Origin of the sequence: Klebsiella sp. 141251 (assembly GCF_050600725.1) — a bacterium.
GTDB lineage: Bacteria > Pseudomonadota > Gammaproteobacteria > Enterobacterales > Enterobacteriaceae > Klebsiella > Klebsiella aerogenes.
Window position 1 is genome coordinate 111,590 of sequence record NZ_JAQIRG010000002.1, and the last position, 17,649, is coordinate 129,238.

12 protein-coding genes are annotated in these 17,649 nt (G+C 57.0%); 7 read left to right on the forward strand and 5 right to left on the reverse strand.

The features are described 5' to 3' along the window. Positions 1-4 precede the first annotated feature (4 nt). From PGR09_RS05080 to pcaC, 3 genes are read left to right on the forward strand one after another with little or no spacing between them, the layout of a single operon-like run. A complete protein-coding gene (locus tag PGR09_RS05080; protein ID WP_045392365.1) occupies positions 5-1,357 on the forward strand; it encodes a 3-carboxy-cis,cis-muconate cycloisomerase in 1,353 nt (450 codons plus the stop codon). Then, entirely contained in the window at positions 1,347-2,114 is a 768-nt protein-coding gene (gene pcaD / locus PGR09_RS05085) for a 3-oxoadipate enol-lactonase (RefSeq protein ID WP_045392362.1), read from the forward strand. Before PGR09_RS05080 ends, pcaD begins: the two co-directional genes overlap by 11 nt. Beyond that, on the forward strand, positions 2,104-2,493 hold the full coding sequence (gene pcaC, locus PGR09_RS05090; RefSeq protein WP_015705266.1) for a 4-carboxymuconolactone decarboxylase: 390 nt from the start codon (positions 2,104-2,106) through the stop codon (positions 2,491-2,493). The genes pcaD and pcaC overlap by 11 nt, the downstream gene beginning before the upstream one ends. A gap of 154 nt (positions 2,494-2,647) precedes the next feature. On the opposite strand, the gene PGR09_RS05095 is transcribed toward pcaC, so the two are convergent. The 3 genes from PGR09_RS05095 to PGR09_RS05105 form a co-directional block, all read right to left on the reverse strand. Next, positions 2,648-4,264 carry a mechanosensitive ion channel family protein gene (locus tag PGR09_RS05095; RefSeq protein WP_315710271.1) on the reverse strand — a complete coding sequence of 539 codons (1,617 nt, stop codon included), beginning with the start codon at positions 4,262-4,264 and terminating at the stop codon, positions 2,648-2,650. 149 nt (positions 4,265-4,413) lie between these two features. Then, positions 4,414-6,066, reverse strand: coding sequence for a class I fumarate hydratase FumA (gene fumA / locus PGR09_RS05100; RefSeq protein WP_088389924.1), 1,653 nt, complete (start codon positions 6,064-6,066; stop codon positions 4,414-4,416). A gap of 55 nt (positions 6,067-6,121) precedes the next feature. Continuing rightward, positions 6,122-7,627, reverse strand: a complete 1,506-nt coding sequence (locus PGR09_RS05105) for an anion permease (protein WP_032707943.1) — start codon at positions 7,625-7,627, stop codon at positions 6,122-6,124. A gap of 639 nt (positions 7,628-8,266) precedes the next feature. Here PGR09_RS05105 and PGR09_RS05110 point away from each other — a divergent pair. Continuing rightward, entirely contained in the window at positions 8,267-11,044 is a 2,778-nt protein-coding gene (locus tag PGR09_RS05110; RefSeq protein ID WP_047042876.1) for a flavocytochrome c, read from the forward strand. Between the two features lie 62 nt (positions 11,045-11,106). Further along, a complete protein-coding gene (locus PGR09_RS05115; protein WP_045392351.1) occupies positions 11,107-12,057 on the forward strand; it encodes an FAD:protein FMN transferase in 951 nt (316 codons plus the stop codon). Here PGR09_RS05115 and dcuR read toward each other — a convergent pair. Both dcuR and PGR09_RS05125 read right to left on the reverse strand, forming a co-directional pair. Then, positions 12,038-12,757, reverse strand: coding sequence for a two-component system response regulator DcuR (gene dcuR, locus PGR09_RS05120; protein WP_047042881.1), 720 nt, complete (start codon positions 12,755-12,757; stop codon positions 12,038-12,040). The genes PGR09_RS05115 and dcuR overlap by 20 nt on opposite strands. Then, positions 12,754-14,370 carry a sensor histidine kinase gene (locus PGR09_RS05125; RefSeq protein ID WP_045392345.1) on the reverse strand — a complete coding sequence of 539 codons (1,617 nt, stop codon included), beginning with the start codon at positions 14,368-14,370 and terminating at the stop codon, positions 12,754-12,756. The genes dcuR and PGR09_RS05125 overlap by 4 nt, the downstream gene beginning before the upstream one ends. A 305-nt stretch (positions 14,371-14,675) precedes the next feature. Between PGR09_RS05125 and PGR09_RS05130 the strand changes: the two genes are divergently transcribed. Next, positions 14,676-15,596 (forward strand): N-acetylmuramic acid 6-phosphate etherase, encoded by a 921-nt coding sequence (locus tag PGR09_RS05130; RefSeq protein ID WP_045392343.1) that lies wholly within the window; start codon positions 14,676-14,678, stop codon positions 15,594-15,596. Positions 15,597-15,841: 245 nt separating this feature from the next. Next, positions 15,842-17,497 carry a malate dehydrogenase (quinone) gene (gene mqo, locus PGR09_RS05135; protein WP_320482853.1) on the forward strand — a complete coding sequence of 552 codons (1,656 nt, stop codon included), beginning with the start codon at positions 15,842-15,844 and terminating at the stop codon, positions 17,495-17,497. Positions 17,498-17,649 lie beyond the last annotated feature (152 nt).

Below are 17,649 nucleotides of genomic sequence, written 5' to 3' on the forward strand. Positions count from 1 at the left end.
AGCGATGAGTTTGTTGACCCCCATGTTGCGCAGCAGTCCGCTAACCGACTGGTTTAGCGATGCGCAGCGGGTACAGGGCATGCTGGATTTCGAAGCCGCGCTGGCGCAGGCGCAGGCCGACTGCGGTCTGGTGCCGAAGGCGGCAGTCTCGCCGATAGTCAACGCCTGCCGGCATGCGCTTATTGATTTCGACGCGCTGGGACAGGCTGCGGCCAGCGCCGGTAATCTGGCAATTCCGCTGGTCAAACAACTGACCGCGCGTGTGAAAGCGCAGGATCCTGACGCCGCGCGCTATGTCCATTGGGGCGCCACCAGCCAGGACGCTATCGATACCGGGTTTGTTTTGCAACTGCGCGGCGCGCTGGCGGCGACGGATAGCCTGCTACAAAGCCTGATTGATGCGCTTGCCGAACAGGCGCAGCGCTATCAGCATACGGTGATGCCGGGGCGCACCTGGATGCAGCATGCGCTGCCGGTCACCTTTGGCCTCAAACTGGCGGGGACGTTGGATGCGCTACTGCGCTGGCAGCAGCGGTTGATCGAGATGCGCCCACGGGTGCTGGCGCTGCAGTTTGGCGGCGCGGCTGGCACGCTTGATTCATTGAAACAGCAGGCGCCGCAGGTCGCGCAGGCGTTAGCGCAAACCCTCGAGCTGCAGTTGCCGGATACGCCATGGCATAGCCAGCGCGACCGTTTCCTCGAAGTCGGCGCCTGGTTCGCCGGCGTTTGCGGCACCCTGGGAAAATTCGCCAATGATTTTTCGCTGCTGATGCAAACCGAGGTTGCGGAAGTCGGCGAGCCGCTGGCGGAAGGGCGCGGAGGCTCCTCGACCATGCCGCACAAACGTAATCCGGTCTCCTGCGCGGCGATTTTAACCGCGGCGCAGCGCACGCCGGGGCTGGTCGCCACCCTTTACGCCGGTCAAATCCAACAGCATGAGCGCGCGCTCGGCGGCTGGCAGGCGGAATGGGAAACGCTACCGGAGCTGATTATGCTGGTGGGCGGGGCGCTGGCGCAAACTGACATGCTGGTGCGCGAGATGCAGGTTTTCGTGCATAAGATGCGTGCCGACCTTGATATTACCCACGGGCTGATTATGGCGGAAGCGGTGACCCTGGCGCTGGCGGAGTTTATCGGCAAAGCCGAGGCGCATCACCGTGTAGAAGCGCTGTGCCGCCAGGCTCTGGACAGTCACGGTTTACTTGTCGATCTGCTGGCGGCTGACCCGCTGGTCAGTCAGTATCTCTCCCGCGAACGTTTAAACATGCTACTGGATCCGGCAACGGCCACCGGTAGCGCCGAACGCTTTGTGCGCCAGGTACTGGCGCGTTATCAGGAGCAACGTCATGAATCTTGATTATCAACTCGACGGGCCGGAAGGCGCGCCGGTTATCGTGCTGTCGAACTCGCTTGGTACCACGCGCGCAATGTGGCAGCCGCAAATGGAGGCCCTGACGGCGAATTTTCGCGTACTGCGTTATGACACCCACGGCCATGGTAAAACGACGAAAAACGGCAAGGTGACCCTGGCGCAATTGGGTGAGGATGTGATTGCGCTGCTCGATCACCTAAATATCGACAAAGCGCTGTTTTGCGGTATTTCGATGGGCGGGCTGACGGGATTATGGCTGGCACGCTTTGCGCCGGAACGTTTTTATGCGGTGGCGGTGGCCAATACCGCGGCGCGGATCGGCGATCAGTCGGGCTGGCTTTCTCGCGCCCGCGCGGTACGTCAGGAAGGGATGGATGTGGTTGCCGCGGGGGCGGCGGATCGCTGGTTCAGCGATGCTTTCCGCCAGCGCGCGCCGGAGGTGGTCGAGGCATTATGCCATCAACTGACTCATAGCGACGCCGAAGGCTACGCTGCCTGCTGCGAAGCCCTGGCGGCGGCAGACCTGCGGGGGGAGGTCGGGCAAATTGCGATTCCGGTGCTGATTATTGCCGGAGAAAGTGACCCTGTCACGACTGTCGCCGACGCTAACTTCCTGCATCAGCAGATCGCCACTTCACAGGTGGTGGTGTTGAAGGCGTCGCATCTGTCGAACATTGAAGCGCCTGCTGCCTTTAACGCCGCGCTGAACGGCTTTTTGCTGGGGGAGCAAAATGGAAGATAAACAACGTTATCAGCAGGGAATGGAGGTTCGCCGCAAGGTATTAGGCGATGCTCACGTTGACCGTACTCTGCAGAATCTGACGCCGCTGAACGAGGAGTTTCAGGATTTCATTACCCGTTACGCCTGGGGAGAAACCTGGACCCGTCCAGGGCTCGATCACCATACCCGCAGCATGATCACTATTGCGATGCTGATTGCGCTGAACCGCGAGGCGGAACTTAAGATGCATCTGCGCGCCGCCTTTAATAACGGTGTGACCCGTGATGAGCTGAAAGAGCTGATTATGCATTCGGCGCTGTACTGCGGCTTACCGGCGGCAAACGCCACGTTGCACCTCGCGCAGCAGGTGTTTGCCGAGATTGACGCCGCGCAGGCGTAGCGGGGCGGCGCATTGCGCCTTGTACGGGCTACTAAATCGCACAGCGCTGTAGCCCCGGTAAGCGGTAGCGCTACCGGGGATTTTGAGTTGTAGGCCGGATAAGCGCAGCGCCATCCGGCATTGCCTGATGACGCTGCGTCGGCGTGGGACGACGTTACCTGTCGCGCTCCTGCGGCGCGACCGCCGGGGCGGTATACCAATCCTCTTTGGCGACCACCACCGCGCTTTTCGGTTGCATGACAAAATTGGGCGACATAATCTGCACGCCAAATTCGTTAAATACATCGATAATGCTGCTGTGCAGCGCGTTGCGCCCCTCCGGCAGCGTCGTTTCCGGTAACAGCCGCACCTGCAGTTCATACGACGTATACCAGTCGAGCAATCCCAGTTTGCGAACCACCGGCGCCACCTGATGATCCACTCCCTGGGCGCGGTGGGCCGCCAGTTCCAGCATCGCCTGTACCTGCCGCCACGGCGTGTCGTAACCAATGGTCACGCCGGTGGTGAGGTTGATTCCCTGTTGCGGGTCGCTGGCGCTGAGATTGGTGATTTTACCGCTGACCACCACCGCGTTCGGCAGGGTGACAATATAGTTTTCGCGGGTCAGGATTTTGGTCGCCAGCATGCCGATCTCGCTGACCTGGCCTTCGTTATCGGCGATGCGGATCCAGTCGCCTTTATGCAGCGCGCGGGTATAAATCAGCACCAGGCCGCTCATGGCGTGATTCATCACCCCCGCTGAGCCCAGCGTCAACATCAGACCGAAGAACACGCTAATCCCCTTGAAGGCCAGAGAATTTGCGCCAGGCAGGAAAGGATAGGCGGCGGAGAGCGCAAAAAGCCAGATAACCACGGCGATAAGCTTTCGCGTGGCGCCGACGGTTTCCGGATGCAGACCGGGGATCTGCAGACGTCCGGCGGCGACCTGATCCAACACCACCTTCAGCAGGCGGATGATAAACCACGTAATCAGAAAGATAAGCAGTACGATCATCAATCCCGGCAGCGCCGACACGATGGACAGCGAAATATCGCGAATCACCCCTACCGACCACTCACCGAGCGACTCTCCCCATACCCGGGTCCAAGGAAACAGGCTGAATACCCAACTCAGCCAAACATAACCCGCCAGTACCCCAAGCAGTATGACCAGCAGCGCGTATAATCGGCTTTCAATGTTGCCGAGAAAACGCCGCCAGTTATGCGGGATCAGGCTGCGCTTTTCGAGGATCCGCAGATGGAAAAAGCGCCTCACTCGCCGCCACGAACGGAAAGCGAGATAGCAGGCCAGGGCGAGGAGCAACGCGCCGGCGGCGGATTTTAGCGCCGCCAGCAGCAGATAGCGGGTATTGTACTGTTCGCGCAGCGACGTCCGCTGCGCTTCCATACGGGCAAGAACGCGCTGCGCCGCCTGATCGAGGGTCAGATCGTCGCCTTCATCGAGGTCCGCCTGGCTGAGTAACATGATGGGTTTGCCATTCATCAGGAACAGCCGCCCCGGCTGGTTGTAGCGGGTGACAGGCACCACCTGTAGCGGCTGGCTGATATCGGCCTCGGTAAAGGCGCGTAGCGTATTGCGGATGCGCAGAACCCGCTCTTCCGGCGTGGTCTGGCCGAAGGTGGCCTGCAGCATGACGATCGGTTGATGGAAAATAGCGACGGTTCGCGCCTGCTCGCGAGCGGTGGGCTGCTGACGCGGTTCTGCCGCCGAAAGCGGGAAGGCCAGCCATAGCAGAAAACACGCCGTTAATAACGCCTGGATCCTGTTCATATGCGACACCGGAAAAGGGGGAATTATTGTTATTTTTCAGCTGGTCAAACTCTGAACGGCTGCTGGATTGAGCATAGTTCAGCGTCGGGTGAATTCAAGAGTAAAGGGGGAGAATACGCCCGACGATGAGCCGCCGGGCGTGGAGGGAATTAGCCGTGTTGTTTACAACCGGCGCACTGCTGATTTTGGATCTGTTGGAAGAAATCGTTACCTTTATCATCAACGAGAATAAAGGCCGGGAAATCTTCGACTTCGATTTTCCAGATAGCTTCCATTCCCAGCTCCGGATAAGCCACGCACTCGAGGCTCTTAATGCTCTGTTGGGCAAGGACTGCCGCCGGGCCGCCAATGCTACCGAGGTAGAAGCCGCCGTGTTTATGGCAGGCGTCGGTCACCTGCTGGCTGCGGTTGCCTTTGGCCAGCATCACCATGCTGGCGCCGTGCGATTGCAGCAGATCGACGTAGGAATCCATACGTCCCGCGGTGGTCGGGCCCAGGGAGCCGGAGGCGTAACCAGCCGGCGTTTTGGCCGGACCGGCGTAGTAGATCGGGTGATCTTTCACGTACTGCGGCAGCGCTTCGCCGTTATCGATAAGCTCTTTCAGTTTCGCGTGGGCAATGTCGCGGGCTACGATAATGGTGCCGTTAAGGCTCAGACGCGTGGAGACCGGGTGCGCCGACAGCTGTGCCAGGATTTCGCTCATCGGCTGGTTCAGGTTGATGCTAACCACATTGCCTTCGCCTTGCTGGCGCAGGTGTTCAGGAATGTATTTCCCCGGGTTGCTTTCCAGTTTTTCAATCCAGATGCCGTCGCGGTTGATTTTAGCTTTGATATTGCGGTCGGCGGAGCAGGAGACGCCCATGCCGATCGGGCACGAAGCGCCGTGGCGCGGCAGACGGATAACGCGAATATCGTGGGCGAAATATTTCCCGCCGAACTGCGCGCCGAGACCGAGATTTTGCGCTTCTTGCAGCAGCTCTTGCTCCAGCTGCACATCGCGGAAGGCCTGACCGTGCTCGTTGCCTGCGGTCGGCAGGTCGTCATAGTAGCGGGCGGAAGCCAGCTTAACGGTCTTCAGCGTGGCTTCCGCCGAGGTGCCGCCGATCACAAAAGCGATGTGGTAGGGCGGGCAGGCCGCGGTACCGAGGGTACGCATCTTCTCGACGAGATAGTTTTTCAGCTTCGCCGGGGTGATTAACGCTTTGGTTTCCTGGTACAGATAGGTTTTGTTGGCGGAACCGCCGCCTTTCGCCATGCACAGGAATTTATATTCATCGCCGTCGACGCTGTAGAGATCGATCTGCGCCGGAAGGTTGGTGCCGGTGTTGACCTCTTTATACATATCCAGCGGCGCATTCTGCGAGTAACGCAGGTTGTCTTCGGTATAGGTGTTATAGACGCCCTGCGCCAGCGCGGCTTCATCGCCGCCGCCGGTCCATACGCACTGGCCTTTTTTACCCATGATGATGGCGGTGCCGGTATCCTGGCAGGTTGGCAGCACGCCTTTGGCGGCAATTTCGGAATTACGCAGGAACTGCAGCGCGACGTATTTGTCGTTTTCGCTGGCCTGCGGGTCGAGCAGAATGGCCGCGACCTGCTGCTGATGCGAGACGCGCAGCATAAAAGCGGCATCGTGGAAGGCCTGTTGCGCCAGCAGGGTTAACGCCCGTGGTTCCACTTTCAATACTTCCTGACCATCGAATTCGGCGACGGAGACGTGCTCTTTGCTGAGCAAATAGTATTCGGTATCGTCATGCGCCATCGGGAACGGGTCTTGATAAACAAAGGGTTTCGTCGACATATTCACATACTCCATAAAGATAAAAACCGCCGGGGGAAGACCCGGCGGTTATGAATCAGAACATCATGGACATCCACGGATAGCCAATCAGCAGCAGGGCGGCCAGGAAGATGGCGCCGAAGATGGTGCCGAGGCGCCAGTAGTCTTTGGTCGGCAGATAGCCGCTGCCGTAGTAAATCGGGCTCGGACCGGTACCGTACGGGGTGATGATGCCCATCACGCCCAGCGAGGTCACCATCAGCAGGACGAAGACTTCCATATTCATTCCCGGGATAGTCGAAGCGATGGTCAGCATGGCCGGCAGCAGCGCGGTAGTGTGCGCGGTGGTACTGGCGAACAGGTAGTGCAGCAGATAGAACGCCAGCAGCAGGACGATGGTCGCAACGCCCGGAGAAATACCGCTCATCAGCGCGCCGCCTTCTTTACCCAACCAGGCGATGAAACCAGTGGAGGAGAGACCGTCAGCCAGCGCGACCAGCGTGGCGAACCAGACAAAGGTATTCCACGCCGCTTTGTTGTTGGTTATATCGCTCCAGGACAGCACGCCGGTCCACAGCATCAGCACGATAACCAGCAGGGCAGCCAGCGCCGGTTCAATCCAGTCGGCGGCGAAGATCCACATCATCAGCGCGAAGCAAACAAACACCAGCAGCAGGATTTCATTGCGCGACAGTTTGCCCAGTTTTTCCAGTTCACGAGCGGCCCAAAGCGGCACTTCGTTATTGATTTTTACTTCTGGCGGATAGAACCAGTACGCCAGCAGCGGCATGGCCAGAATCAACAGGATACCGAGCGGCAGGAAGGCGATAAACCAGGTCCCCCAGGAGATGTTGATACCAACGATGCTTTTTACCAGCGCCAGCGCCAGCAGGTTCGGCGCCAGCGCCGACAGGAACATAGAACTAGTGATACAGGCGGCGGTAATGGCTACCCACATCAGATAAGAGCCAATACGGCGTGCGCTCGGATCGTTAGGTTTAGAACCGTACAGCGGCGGCAGGTTAGCGATAATCGGGTAGATGGTCCCGCCGCTACGTGCGGTGTTGGACGGGGTAAACGGCGCCAGCAGCAGGTCAGCGAAGGTAATGGCGTAGCCCAGCGTCAGGCTGCGGCGGCCAAGATATTTTACCAGAATCAGCGCCAGACGGCGGCCGAACTGGGTTTTGTCATAGCCGGCGGCGAACATGAACGCGCCGAAGATAAGCCACACGGTAGAGTTGCCAAAGCCGCTGACCGCCCATTTAAATGACGCGCCGGCCAGCTTAAAGCTTGGCGCCGCCATCTGTTCCGGGCTGAACAGTAGCCACTGGCTACATAAAGCAATCACCACCACCCCGGTGATACCGATAACGGCGCCCGGCAGCGGTTCGAAGATAAGGCCGACGATGACGCCAACGAAGATAGCAAAATAGTGCCAGGCGAAAGGCGGTAAGCCGTCAGGCACCGGGACGAACAGCAGCAGTACGGCGACGATAATGGGCAATGCCATCATGATCAGACGTTTATACGCCGCGTTAGACGCGGCACCGGCAGGCGGTATGGTTGTCTTTTTCTCTTTCATAATGAGTATCTGCTAGTAGTTGAAAATACGGTTCCGTCTTCGCTTACAACGCTCGATTTTTTTAGTTGCGAAAGTTTCTTTAATTATTAATGGTCGAGATTGCTTATTGCTTAAACGGTTATTTAACGCGTTTTTCGCGGCGTTAAATTAAATTCATTGGGTATTTATATATTGCGCTTTCACGTTGCATTGCAATTGATCGAGATCAAAAAAAACAGGTGATCTGGATCTTTTTTTTCGTTTGGCAATAACCACATATGATGATGTGGTTATTATCCGCAAGAAACGTCAATTGTTAAGGGAACGCTTAAAAAATAATAAATGGCTAAAGCAATTAATTATTTAAGTTATTGAAATTACGTGTTTTATTTTTGTTTTGCGCGTTTTTCTAGCGTTAACAAAAGTGACCGAAATGTTATCATTCATTTGTATTATGTAAATGCGATATATAAATTTAATAATACAATAGAGGTATTGCTGTTATTGCAGGTATTAAATAGTTTTTTAACTAACGTAATTAATTTAGTAACTAAAAAACACGCTATATTATTGGCATGACAACAGGAATGAAAATAAACAATCAATAAAATTTCCGTCACCCAATTCTGAATTTCAATATTTAAAATCTGGAGTATTAATATGACCAGTAACGAACGAATTCTGCAGCCATTTACTTTACCGAATGGGACTGAACTGAAAAACCGTTTGCTAATGGCGCCAATGACCACCTGCACCGGTTATTTCGATGGTACCGTCACCAGCGAGCTCGTTGAATACTATCGCGCCCGCGCCGGCAGCATCGGGACTATCATCGTTGAATGCTGCTTTATTGATGATTATGGTCTGGCCTTCCCGGGCGCTATCGGCATCGATAACGATGAAAAAATCGCCGGGCTGGCGAAAATCGCCGAAGCGATTAAAGCGGAAGGCTCAAAAGCGATTTTGCAGATTTACCACGGCGGTCGCATGGTTGACCCGCAATTGATTGGCGGTCGCCAGCCGGTGGCGCCGAGCGCCATTGCCGCGCCGCGCGACGGCGCCGCTATGCCGCGCGCCCTCAGTGGTGAAGAAGTCGAAGGCATGATCGCCAAATTTGGCGACGGCGTACGCCGCGCGATTCTTGCCGGTTTCGACGGTGTCGAAATCCACGGCGCCAACACCTATCTTATCCAGCAGTTCTATTCGCCGAACTCTAACCAGCGTGACGACCAGTGGGGCGGCAGCCGCGATAACCGCGCCAGATTCCCGCTGGCGGTGCTGGACATCACGCATAAAATGGCCCGTCAGTACGCTGACGATGCCTTTATTATCGGCTATCGCTTCTCGCCGGAAGAGATGGAAGTCCCGGGGATCCGCTTCGACGACACCATGTATCTGTTGGAGAAACTGGCCGCCCGCGGCGTCGATTATCTGCATTTCTCAGTTGGCGCGACGCTGCGCCCGTCTATCGTTGATACCTGCGATCCGACGCCGCTGATTGAAAAATACTGCGCCATGCGTTCTGAAACGCTGGCGCAGGTGCCGGTGATGGGTGTCGGCGGAGTGGTTAACGCAGCCGACGCCGAACAGGGCCTCGATCACGGTTATGACCTGATGGCCGTCGGCCGCGCCTGCATCGCCTATCCGGACTGGGCTTCACGTATCGCCGCCGGCGAAGAGCTGGAACTCTTTATCGACAGCACCCAGCGCGAGGCGCTGCACATTCCGGAACCGCTGTGGCGTTTCTCGCTGGTCGAAGCGATGATCCGCGACATGAGCATGGGCGACGCGAAATTTAAACCGGGGATGTTTGTCGAAACCGTTCAGGACGATGCCAACGAACTGGTCATTAACGTCAGCCTCGAAAACGATCGCATTGCGGATATCGAGCTGGCCGCAAGCCCAGTACAGAGCGTTGAATTTACCACCAGCTTCGAAGAGATCCGCGAACGTATTCTGACCGCCAACACGCCGCACGTCGATGCTATCTCCGGCGCGACCAGCCAGAGCGAAGCGGTGAAAAAAGCGGTGTCCAAAGCGATGCTGAAATCCAGCAAAGCGCTGGCCGCGGAAGAGGGCGGCAACGATACCGCGCCGAAAAGCTATGACGTTGTGGTGGTGGGGAGCGGTGGCGCCGGTCTGGCTGCGGCGATTCAGGCCCACGACGAAGGCGCCAGCGTGCTGATCGTCGAAAAAATGCCGACTATTGGCGGCAACACCATCAAAGCTTCCGCCGGGATGAACGCCGCGGAAACCCGCTTCCAGCGCGTCAAAGGTATTCAGGACAGTAAAGAGTTGTTCTATCAGGAAACCCTGAAGGGCGGCCACAACAAAAACAACCCGCAGCTGCTGCGCCGTTTCGTTGAAAACGCGCCGCAAGCCATTGAATGGCTGGCGGACCGTGGGATTATGCTTAACGATATCACCACCACCGGCGGGATGAGTATCGACCGTACCCACCGTCCGCGCGACGGATCGGCGGTTGGCGGCTACCTGATTAGCGGTCTGGTGCGTAATATCACCAAACGCGGTATCGATGTGCTGCTGGATACCTCGGTAGAAGAGATCCTGATGCGCCACGACGAAGTGAGCGGCGTGCGTCTTATCAACGATGAACAAGAGGTCATCGAAGTGCAGGCCAAAAGTATTATCGTGGCGACCGGCGGCTTCAGCGCCAACAGCGCGATGGTGGTGAAATATCGTCCTGACCTCGAAGGCTTCGTGACCACCAACCATAAAGGGGCGACCGGTAGCGGTATCGCGCTGCTGGAACGTATTGGCGCCGGCACCGTGGACATGGGCGAAATTCAAATTCACCCGACCGTCGAGCAGCAGACCTCGTACCTGATTTCCGAATCGATTCGCGGCGGCGGCGCTATTCTCGTTAACCAGCAGGGGAACCGCTTCTTCAACGAGATGGAGACCCGCGATAAAGTGTCTGCGGCGATTATCGCGCTGCCGGAACACTATGCTTACATCGTCTTCGACGAGCATGTGCGGGCGAAAAACAAAGCCGCCGACGAGTATATCGCCAAAGGCTTCGTCACCAGCGCCAGCTCGCCGCGTGAACTGGCGGAGAAGCTGGGGATGGATTACCATGCGTTCCTCGCTACCCTGGAATGCTACAACGGCGCGGTGGAAAAACAGCACGATGAAGCGTTTGGCCGCACAACCGCGCTGCGCGCGCCGATTAACGAAGGCCCGTTCCACGCCATTCGTATTGCCCCAGGGGTGCACCATACTATGGGCGGCGTGACCATTAATACCGATGGCGAAGTGCTGAATGTGGCGCAGCAGCCAATTCGCGGCGCCTACGCCGCGGGTGAAGTGGTTGGCGGTATCCATGGCGGTAACCGCATCGGCGGTAACGCGGTCGCGGATATCATCATCTTCGGTACCCTCGCGGGCCATCAGGCGGCGAAACGTGCCAGAGGATAATAGGTAATTGCTGATGCCGGGCTGGCTTAGCCGCCCGGCTTATCCCTTCTAAGGAGAGCCCGATGTCCGATAACCGCGTCTATAGCTACTCCGCCGTGTTGATGGGCTCGCCCATCCTGCTCAAACTCTATTCCCACGATGAGGCGCTGGCCTCCCGCGTATTTCAGTTAATTAAACGCTACGAAGATCTGCTCACCGTTAACCGCGCGCAGTCGCAGGTGATGGATATCAACCATGCCGCCGGGCGTCATCCCGTTACCGTTAGCCGTCCGGTGTACCAGCTGATTAAGTGCGCTAAAGCCGCCAGTATGGTGCGTGACAGCGCCTTTAATCTGGCTATCGGCCCGCTGGTTAAACTGTGGCGCATTGGCTTTCAGGGGCATAGCGTGCCGTCGGCGGCGGATATTGCGGCGCGGCTGCCGTTAACCCGCCCGCAGGATGTCATTCTCGATGACGAAAAGCAGAGCGTGTGGCTGGCGCAGGCTGGAATGGAAATTGACCTTGGCGCAATCGCCAAAGGATATATCGCCGATCGGGTACGCGATTACCTGGGCCAGCAGGGGATCGAACAGGCGCTGATTAATCTCGGCGGCAATGTACATACGTTAGGGGAATGGGCGATTGGGCTGAAAAAACCCTTTGCCGCGGCGCAGGAACTTATCGGCTCGATTGCCGTTAGCGGGCAGTCGGTTGTCACTTCAGGCACCTATGAACGCTATTTCGAGCAGGATGGCAAACGCTGGCACCATATCCTCGATCCGCGCAGCGGCTATCCATTGGATAACGAACTCGACAGCGTCACGGTCATTTCCGCGGATTCACTGGACGGCGATATCTGGACCACGCTGCTGTATGGCCTTGGCGTGGAGAAGGGCTGCGCGGCGCTGCGCCAGCGGGACGACATTGAAGCGATTTTTGTCACCAAAAACCGCAACGTGATTCTATCGTCACCGCAGCGCATCCGCTTTCAGCTGCGCGACAGCGGCTACCAGATTACTGACTGTACTGCTTGAGCAGGCCGTACTGCTCGGCGACCAGGCGGTAGCGATACACCGGTCGGCCGGTCGCGCCGTAATGGATGGTCGTATAGAGAATATTGATCTGCGCGAGCCAGATCAGATATTTGCGGCAGGAGACGCGCGAGATATTCACCGCCGCCGCCAGCTCATCGGTAGAAAATTCCACATCAGGGTGGCTGTCAATCCACTGGCACAGCGTGCGTAGGGTTTGCGCCGTTAAGCCTTTCGGTAGCTTACGCGCGTCAGCCGCTTCCGGCGCGCCGCCGTGCAACAGACGATCGACATCCGCCTGCTCGTAATAGGGCTGGCCGGTCATCAGTTTGCGCTTTTCGCGCCATGCGGTCAGCGCCTCTTCAAAGCGCGGGAACTGGAAAGGTTTAATCAGATAATCCACCACGCCGTAGTGCATGGCGGTTTGAACGGTGGCGGCATCGGCGGCGGAGGTTATCATAATCACGTCGATGGCGCGGCCGCTGGCGCGAATGGTCGGCAGCAGATCCAGGCCGCTATCCTGCTGCATATAAACGTCCAGCAGTACTAAATCGATCGCCATCTGCGGGTCGTTAATCATCTCCTGGGCTTTGCCGAGCGTCGACGCGGTGCCGCAGCAGCTGAAACCGGGGATGCGCGCCACGTACAGGCGATTCAGCTCGGCAACCATCGCATCGTCGTCAACAATCAATACATTTATCACGCTTTTTTCCTTTTACTATCCCAGGGCAGGTGAACAAAAAATTGGGTAAATACGCCAGGCTCGGACTCAACGGCTAGCGTGCCGCCGAGTTCGTGGAGCTGCTGGTTGGCGAGAAACAGGCCGACGCCGCGATTCTCGCCTTTGGTGGAGAAGCCCTTATTAAAAATGGCGTCGATATTGGCCGCCGGGATCCCCGGGCCGTCGTCGCTGACTTCACCGCTTAGCCAGCCATCCTGATAGTGCAATAGCAGGCTCACTTCACCTTCCGCCTGGCCGCTCATCGCATCCAGCGCATTTTCAATGAGATTACCTAATACCGTTACCAGCACGGTGACCTGTTTTTCATTCGGGCAATCCGGCACCAGGCTTTCTTCGGCGAGGTTCAAGGTGAAGCCTCGCTCTTTGGCGCGCTGGATTTTACCAATCAGGAAGCCGGCGACCACCGGCGATTTTATCCGGTGCTGAATTTCGCCGATGTCGGCCTGATAGGCATGGGCGGTTTGCAGCACATATTCTTCCAGCTTGTCATAGCTTTTCATATTCAGCAGGCCGAGGATCACGTGCAGCTTGTTCATAAATTCGTGCGAAGTGGTGCGCAGGGCATCGACGTAGCTCATCATGCCATCCAGCCGTTGCACCAGTTGGCTCATCTCGGTTTTATCGCGGAAGGTGCTGATGGCGCCAACGATGGCGTTCTGGCTGCGCACCGGGACGGTATTGCTAATCAGCAACAAGCCATTACAGCCGAGCGCGCGGTCATAGATGGGCTCGCCGCTGCGCAGAACTTCCTGCAGGTCCGCCAGCAGCGGGGTGCGATCGATGCTTTTATCCGGCCCGCTAAGTAACATGCCGCGGGCGGCCGGGTTAATTAGCGTGACCTGGCCGCTGCTATCCACAGCGATCACGCCTTCTTTGAGCGAGTGCAGCATCGCCTGACGCTGTTGGAACTGGGTAGAGATATCCTGCGGCTCCAGCCCCAGCAAAATACGCTTCAAGCCGCGCACCAGGCTCCAGGTGCCGATTGCGCAGACCAGCGCGCTGAACAGAATGGTCAGCAGGACGTCCCAGCGGCTATTGGCGATCTGTTCGTCGACTTTACTCAGCGAAATCCCCACCACCACCACGCCTATCTGTTGATGCTGTTCATTGAATACCGGGGTGAACACGCGCAGCGCCGGCGCCAGTACGCCGTGGTTAATCGCCACGTTTTCGCGCCCGGCGAGCGTCGGGCGGATATCCTCGCCGATAAACGGTTTACCGATGATGGCGCTATCCGGATGCGAATAGCGGATACCGCGCATGTCGGTCACAATCGCGTAAAGCAGATCGTTACGTCGGGTAATGGCCTGCGCCAGCGGCTGAATAATATTGCTCTGCGGCGGCTCGCTGAGGCCGCGCTTCACCTGCGGCATATCGGCCATGGTGCGCGCCACCGCCAGCGCCGTCTCTTTTAAGCCGTCGCGGGTGGCGTTGCTGATCTGCATAAACCATAGCGCGTAGACCAGCAGCAGCACCGCGCCGATAACGCTGCCAATCATCAGCGTGACGGCGGTACTTAATTTCAGGCTGCGGGCGCGCTTACGTGCGGGCGGCTGTAGCTCGGCTTCCTTCATGACAACCCCGGTCAATTCGTTGAACGATCATTATCGCCGATAGGGCGGCTTTCATAAAGCCGTGTAATAACAGTAAAACCGGCTTACCGGATATCCGCTGCCTGACATGCGTAGCCCTCATGCTCGGATAACGCGCAATCGCGCCGCGATTAGGTGTCGAGTGAACAAACTGTGACCCCCGTGGCGGTAAAGCCGTGGATGAAGGCTTTACACTGACCGCATCAATCAAATAGCCGTGATGAATGAATGGATATGTCATTGCTATTGATGTAGCCGCAGTGAGTTCGGTTTTAAATGGAGGTTTTATGAGCAGTAAGCCAACCGCATCAATGCTGGAACGACGCCACCCGCAAACGCGCCATATCGATACGCTCGCCACCCTCGATATGCTGACCCTGCTGCAGCAGGATAACAAACAGATAGCCGTCGCCATCGATGCCTGCCTGCCGCAGATTACCCGGCTGGTGGATAACGCCGCGGCGACCCTGAGCCGGGGAGGACGGCTGGTGATCATTGGCGCCGGGGCATCCGGGCAGGCGGCGTTGCAAACGGTTAATGACTATTCCCCTGAAGCCAATCACTCACTGGTGGCGATTATCGCCGGCGGCGAAGAGAGCTCGCTGCAGGCGGCCGAGATGGCGGCTAACGATTATGACGCGGGCGTGCGCGATTTGCAGCTACATGCCTTCAGCGCCAACGATATGCTGTTGGCCCTTTCCGTCAGCGGCAAAACACCGTGGGTGTGGGGAGCCATGCGTCACGCCTGGTCGCTGGGAGCGCCGATTGCGCTACTGACGCAGCTAAGCGACAGCGAGGCTGCGCAGCTGGCGGATATTATTATTGCGCCGCAGACCGGGCCGGAGGCGGTAGCCGGTTATGGCAACCCGAAAGCGCAACTGGCGCAGCGGCAGATCCTCACCCTGTTAACTACCGGCCTGGCGGTACGCAGCGGCAAGGTGTACGGCAACCTGCGCGTAGACCTCCAGGCAACCAGCCCGCGTTGGGAGGAGCGGCAAATCGCCATGGTGATGGCCGCCACAGAGTGTACGCGCGCGCAAGCCAAAGCTGCGCTGGCCAGTTGCAATCAGCATTGTCGGACGGCGATTCTGATGCTGATGACGGGGCTTGATGCCTGGCAGGCGCGGGATCTGCTAAGCGAAAACAACAACCATCTGCGTATCGCTTTGGGTGAAGCGCAAGAGAAAACGCCATGTAACGTCAATTAATTTCCTCGCCGCGCCGGTTTGTTAAATAACTAAATAAACCGGCGCTATATTTCTTATCGCCTGAATAATCCTGCTTTTTTTGCCGCAATTTTCACAATAACCGCCAGTGAAATAAATAAACTGCTTTTTTAAGTTAAAAAACTGTTTGCATTAAAATATCGAAGTGTAAATGATATTTTAAAATAAAGTAAAAGTGCGTTAATATGACGGCTCTTATTACACTTTTGCTACGCGATATTTCTATTATGCCTGCAATTAAAAAAACGATTATATCTATGACCGCATTAGCGATGTTCGTCAGTACGGCGACCTACGCGAATGGCGATACCTCGAAAAAAACTGATTTTCTGCTGATCGGCGGCGGCATCATGAGCGCTTCGCTGGGCACCTGGCTGCAGGAACTGCAGCCGGAGTGGAAACAGGTGATGGTGGAGAAACTCGACGGCGTCGCGCTGGAGTCCTCTAACGGCTGGAATAACGCCGGTACCGGTCACTCGGCAAATATGGAACTGAACTACACGCCGCAGCGTGCAGACGGTTCTATTGATGTCAGCAAAGCGCTAGATATCAATGAACAGTTTATGATTTCGCGCCAGTTCTGGTCGGCGCAGGTCAAACGCGGTATTTTGCACGACCCGCACTCGTTTATTAATTCCACGCCGCATATGAGTTTCGTGTGGGGCGATAATGTTGATTATCTGCAAAAGCGTTATAACGCGCTGCAGCAGACTACCTTATTCCAGGGAATGAAATTCTCCACCGATCACGCGCAAATTAAACAGTGGGCGCCGTTGGTCATGGAAGGACGCGATCCGCAGCAAAAAGTGGCCGCCACCTGGACGCCGGTCGGTACCGACGTGAACTACGGTGAAATCACCCGTCAGCTGATCGGCAGCCTGAAAAAGAGCAGCAATTTCTCGCTGCAGACCTCTTCTGAAGTCACCGATTTCAAACGCAATGCCGACAACTCCTGGCACGTGACGATTAAGAACGTGAAGAGCGGTGAAGAGCAGGCTGTCGACGCCAAATATGTCTTCATCGGCGCCGGCGGCGGCGCGCTGAAGCTGCTGCAGAAAACCGGCATTCCGGAAGCGGACAATTATGCGGGCTTCCCGGTAGGCGGCTCGTTCCTGATGACCGAAAACCCGGAGCTGACTAAACTGCACCAGCAGAAAGTCTATGGTCAGGCCTCGGTTGGCGCGCCGCCGATGTCGGTACCGCACCTGGATGCTCGTTACCTCGATGGTAAGCGCGTGGTGCTGTTCGGACCATTCGCCACCTTCTCCACCAAGTTCCTGAAAAACGGTTCGTTCTTCGATCTGCTGAGCACCACCACCACCAGCAACGTACTGCCGATGACCCACGTTGGCCTCGACAACTTCGATCTGGTGAAGTACCTGATTAGCCAGGTTATGCTCAGCGATGATGACCGCTTTGCGGCGCTGAAAGAGTACTACCCGAACGCGCGCAAAGAAGACTGGAAACTGATTCAGGCCGGTCAGCGCGTGCAGATCATCAAAAAAGACGCGGAGAAGGGCGGCGTTCTGAAGCTCGGTACCGAAGTGGTGGTCGATCAGCAGAAAACGATTTCTGCGCTGCTCGGCGCATCGCCAGGTGCTTCCACCGCCGCGCCGATCACCCTGAACGTTCTCAAGCAGATGTTCCCGCAGCAGTTTAACTCGCCGGAATGGCAGAGCCGCATTCGCGCCATCGTGCCGAGCTACGGCGAGAAGTTAAACGGTAACGTGGCGCTGACCCAGCAGGTTTGGGATGACACCGCCGCGACGCTGCAGTTGACTAAGCCTCCGGTCATTCAGATGCCAGAGTCCGCGCCGACCGCGACCGCCAAACCGGCAGAGACGCCGCGCGAAGCCTCGCCGCAGCACGATATGGCGCTGTAACGACGCATCCAGGCAGTGAATAAAAGGGAAGACCATGGTCTTCCCTTTTTTGCGTTATTTACCGGCTGACGCCGCGCGCTGCCTGCAACTTTGGCCTCATAAAAGATATACTGGTTTGAATTGAAACAGAAAATTAAACCAGGAGTGTGGAA